Here is a 4,610-nt window from a genome sequence, read left to right as displayed (position 1 = left end):
TCACCGCACTCCCGGCCGGGAATCGAACCAGCACCGGGGAATTCCTCGGTCTCGGATATTCCGCAAACTTCTGGACATCATCGCAGGACTCCGGGCAGAATCCGATCACGAGAAGTCTCGGATACACGTCGCTACTGGTGAGCAGGGGAATCGGAGTCGGAACGAGCGGATACTCAGTCCGCTGTGTTAAGGATTAGATAGTTCGTTCTTGCACAGTTCAGGTCCTGAGTGGGATAAAAAACAACCCCGGTCCGCAGATGGACGAGGGCTGTTGGAATTGCGTAGGTGCGTTATTTGAGAAGCAGCATCTTCTTCGTTTTGGTAGCACCCTCCGTGCGCAGCCGGTAGAAATAGATGCCGGAGACCTGTTTGTCGGCTTCCCACACCGTGGTGTGATTACCGCCAGCCAGGCTGCCATCGACGAGCAGAGCCACCCTTTTCGCTCTGATGAGAAAACTGCATATACCACGCGTGCGGAATTGGAGGGTGTGAAAGGCGAGTTGATAAGAACAACCCGTTTACGGTATAATCAGGCTATCTGCCACACCGTAACACGACGACTCAATGGGGCAGCAATACAGCTACCCTCAGCGCCTAACTACGGCTGGCGTACTCCCACCAAATTAACGCATCACAAGGATGAAAATCCTCTTTACGCCCTATTCGGGGGGATCAATCGCCCACGTCATTCGCTCGCTGGCCATTGCCGATGAACTCAAGAGTCGGGGCCACGAGATTCTTTTTACGACGACCAAAGTTCGGAAGCCCTTTATCAATCAGGCCGGATACGAGGTCTACGGGGCAGGCCACGCGGAGGTCAACCTCAATGACGAGAAGGATCAGTCGATTGGCTATTTCCGCAAGAACAGAGACCTGTTTCTCGATTGGCTATCGGATGAACTGGCCGCTGCAAAGCAATTCCAACCCGACATCGTGGTGAATTCACCAAGCTTCTTCGGTTCGCTTATCCGCCACAAGTATCACATTCCATACGTCACGATTCTCAATGCCCAGTGGTTGAACCATTTTCGCGGGCTTCTCGGACTGGGGAAATCAACTGCGGCCCTTCCGCACGTCTTGCTTCGAAATGCCCTCCGTCCGGTCTTCACCAGACGATTCGAAGAACTCTACCTGGCCGAAATTCGAGAGTTCTACAAGACCCTGGACATCGGATATGTTCCCTCCAAGCGAGCGGATCTTCATTCGCACAACCCAATTCTCGTTCCGAGCGTCTCGGCATTCGAGCCGCTGGAACCGGATACGCGCGACGATGTCCATTTCATCGGACCGCTGTTTTGGCGGGGCTTTGAGGATATGGAATTCGACCGGCGCGGCATGTTTCACGACCCCAATCGTCCCCTCATCTATGTCTCTCTGGGAGGCTCTATCTTTCGCCGTGATGTTTATCACAACCTGATCAACCTTTTCATCGGACAGTCGGAATGGAATATCATCATGAGTATCGGACCGAACTTCAAGCGGACTGACTTCCCGCCTGATACTGACCATTTCAAGCTGTATGAATACGTACCAGGTCTGCGGGTTGCTCGGCTTGCAGAGCTGGTCGTTAATACGGCCAGCCACGGCACGGTTATGCAGGCCCTCTGGCACGGTAAGCCATTGGTCACGATTCCGCACAATATTGACCAAGGGACGATTGCCGCTCGAGTCCACGAACTTGGTGTGGGAATAAACCTCAATGCCGTAAATCTGCTCGATTTCTCGAAGCGTGAGAAGTACTTCCTCAAAGCAACCCAGGTGAAGCCCAAACAGATCATGGCTGCTATCAAGCGAGTTCTAGCGGAGCCTCGATACACCCTCAACGCACAAAGACTCTCCGGCATACTGCGAAAGCACGACCGCGCCGCCTCACTCGGCGCCGATTATGTGGAACTATACGCTAAACGTCCCGTTCGCTAATGTCTACTGCCCTTGTCAGCCTGATCATTGTCTATAACTTCGTTCTTGTTTACGTTGTCTTCAGGAAGGGGCGGAAGGTAAGAAGTACGCTCTACTTCTGGCTCGTCATCTTGGCGGCCACCTTCTGGGCGATCACCATTCTGGTTACTGATTTACTCGCTATCAACAGCCAGATTGTTCTCTGGTCGCGTCTCTCCTTTGCCACCTCAGCCTTAGTCGTGCTGATGCTCTATTTCTTTTCTCGGTATTTTCCAGAGGAAAGGCTCGGCAACCGCGTCGCCGCCATCTTTGCCTTGGTTATTACCGCACTATTCGTAGCCCTGTCGTTAAGCGACAGAATCGTTTTGGATTATACGTCCGCAGGCACAGTCTTCGGTTGGGGGCAGCCAGCTTTCCTGATCTTCATGCTTTTCGGGTTTTCCGTATCTCTGTATCAAATGTATCACACTTACCGCCGACTGAAGCATACACCCCAAGGGTTCCAGATTCTGTATGTTCTGCTTGGTCTTTCGATTTCCATCGGGATTGCCGTGGGCACCAACCTCATACTGCCACTTCTGCATATTGCGGAAATCCGTTTTCTCGGTCCGCTGGCAATGGTCGTCTTCCTGACTTTGACAACTTATGCAATCGTCAAACATCGGCTGATGGATATTCGCCTGGTATTGCGCAAGTCGTTTATCTATGCCGGTCTCTCCGTCTTCGTATTCGCCGCATACTATGTCACCGTCTGGGTAGATCAGCACTTGTTTGGCGGGCTTCACACGCCCGGCGCATATTTGTCGGCAGTTGTTATCACGCCGTTGTTTCTCGTCGGGTTCTCCCTGATTGGCCGCATTCTGCGGCACATTGCAAACAAGTATTTTTTCACCGGCCTGTATGACTACCAAGGTACTGTAGACCTATTTGCAAGCCAGATTTCACAGACCATCCACCTCCATCAGGTCACATCCCTCATTGTAGAAACGATTCAGGGAACCATGCGGAATGACAATATAGCCATTGCCCTTCGTACCGGAACAAGAGCCCCGTCACTCACCTTTGAGCGAGTAATCGGCTTCGAGGAACGCCTGATTGATCCATTCCTCAAGAAGCACATCCAACCACGGCTGGACGCCGGCCTAAAGAAACCGGTCGTCGCTGGAGAACCGGTGACACCAACCGAATCGCTTCCCGGCGGCGACTACCTCAAGAAGGAGATGAAACAATTGGGGATAGCCGTCATACTTCCGTTAGTTGTTAAGGGAAGCGTCAACAGCCTAGTTCTTATTGGCGATAAGCTCACGCGCGAAGCCTTCACCAAAGAAGATATGGATCTTCTTAAAACCCTAGCTAATCAGGCGTCCGTCGCCGTGGAAAACGCCCGTTTGTATTCATCGATGGAAGTAGTGGTCGCCGAACAGACCCGCGAACTTCACGAAAAGAACCGCCATCTTCAGGACTTACTCAAGATGAAGTCAGAGTTTCTTTCCATTGCGTCCCACCAGCTACGAACACCTTTGACGGCTATCCGGGGCCTTCTTTCCATGCAGGCTGACGGCGATCTGGACAAACTGCCGGTCAAGGAGCGCAAGGACGCTCAGCTTCATATGCTAGAGTCAGCCAACCGCCTGTCGAATATCGTGAACGACCTACTTGATGCAATGGAACTCGAGGGTGGCAACCTCAACTTCAAGTTCGAGCCTGCCAATATAAGCGAGATCGTTGAAAACATCATTGCCGAACTGAAGCCCAATTATGACCGCAAAGGCCTCTATCTCAAGTTCCGTCCTCCGGAAGGGCAGGTGAATATCGAAGCTGACCCAAGAATGCTCCGCGAAGCGCTCGAAAATGTGATAGACAATGCCGAGAAATACACTAATAAAGGCGGGGTGGAAATCGAACTGATTACAAACGACAACGTTGTCACCATCGCCGTAAGAGATACGGGCATCGGTATCCCGGAATCGGACAAGACGAGGCTCTTCAAGAAATTCTCTCGAGGTGAAAAATCCACATTCCAGCACACCGATGGATCCGGGCTTGGACTTTTCATCGCCAAGAACGTTGTAAGCGAACACCACGGTGAAATCATTCTCGATAGCGCCGGTGAGGGAAAGGGGACAACCGTAACCGTCACACTGCCGCTTACCCAGCCCAAACATAACCCAACTTAGCTCTATGGACCCGAAGAAAGCCGCCATTCTCCTGATCGAAGACGACCCTACCTTGATCGAAATGTATCAAATGAAGTTTCGCCTGTCCGGTTTGAAGCTTCTGGTAGCTACCGGCGGATACAGTGGTCTCGCCATGGTCAAGAAGGTGAAGCCCGACCTGGTCCTGCTGGACATCCGCATGGATGACCTCGATGGCTTTGAGGTGTTGAAACGTATGAAGGCTGATCCGACCCTTAAGGACATCCCAGTTTATCTCCTGACCAACATGGGAGAAAAAGACGCTGCCGAGAAGGGAAAGCGGCTTGGTGCAGATGCCTACGTAATGAAGGCCAAACTGACCCCGCAGGAAGTCGTCGACATGGTGTCCTTACGTCTTAATGAGTCCCAATCACACCTATGACCCGGACGACCGTACTTCTCATCGACGACGACCCGGACATCCTGCACATGTATACGCTCAAGTTCTCATTGCAGAAGGCCATTGTCCTGGCAACTGCGAGCACACCGGAAAGTGGCCTGGCGCTGGCGAAACGC

At 52.3% G+C, this 4,610-nt stretch carries 5 protein-coding genes; 4 read left to right on the top strand and 1 reads right to left on the bottom strand.

Translation table 11 applies throughout. From position 1 onward, the window contains the following. Window positions 1–197 (top strand): hypothetical protein (locus tag RBT76_15890; protein MDX9859265.1); only part of this gene is annotated, 197 nt, incomplete at its 5' end. Window positions 198–290: 93 nt separating this feature from the next. Here RBT76_15890 and RBT76_15885 read toward each other — a convergent pair. Beyond that, window positions 291–434: a T9SS type A sorting domain-containing protein gene (locus tag RBT76_15885; GenBank protein MDX9859264.1), complete on the bottom strand. Its 144-nt coding sequence runs from the start codon at window positions 432–434 to the stop codon at window positions 291–293. Between the two features lie 205 nt (window positions 435–639). Here RBT76_15885 and RBT76_15880 point away from each other — a divergent pair, with 205 nt between their 5' ends. The 3 genes from RBT76_15880 to RBT76_15870 are packed head-to-tail and all read left to right on the top strand — an operon-like array spanning window position 640 to window position 4,476. After that, a complete protein-coding gene (locus tag RBT76_15880) occupies window positions 640–1,920 on the top strand; it encodes a glycosyltransferase (protein ID MDX9859263.1) in 1,281 nt (426 codons plus the stop codon). Further along, entirely contained in the window at window positions 1,920–4,076 is a 2,157-nt protein-coding gene (locus RBT76_15875) for an ATP-binding protein (protein MDX9859262.1), read from the top strand. Before RBT76_15880 ends, RBT76_15875 begins: the two co-directional genes overlap by 1 nt. Window positions 4,077–4,080: 4 nt before the next feature. Beyond that, window positions 4,081–4,476 carry a response regulator gene (locus RBT76_15870; GenBank protein MDX9859261.1) on the top strand — a complete coding sequence of 132 codons (396 nt, stop codon included), beginning with the start codon at window positions 4,081–4,083 and terminating at the stop codon, window positions 4,474–4,476. Window positions 4,477–4,610: the final 134 nt, after the last annotated feature.

The sequence above is a fragment of the Candidatus Zixiibacteriota bacterium genome, assembly GCA_034003725.1.
Taxonomy (GTDB): Bacteria; Zixibacteria; MSB-5A5; order GN15; family FEB-12; genus WJMS01.
Note: the sequence above shows the minus strand (reverse complement) of the source record. Positions and strands in the feature narration are given on the sequence as shown.

Bases quoted from the DNA above. Each gene is read 5' to 3' on its own strand.
- RBT76_15870 (MDX9859261.1), top strand. From the start codon at position 4,081: ATGGACCCGAAGAAAGCCGCCATTCTCCTGATCGAAGACGACCCTACC.
- RBT76_15880 (MDX9859263.1), top strand. From the start codon at position 640: ATGAAAATCCTCTTTACGCCCTATTCGGGGGGATCAATCGCCCACGTC.
- RBT76_15875 (MDX9859262.1), top strand. From the start codon at position 1,920: ATGTCTACTGCCCTTGTCAGCCTGATCATTGTCTATAACTTCGTTCTT.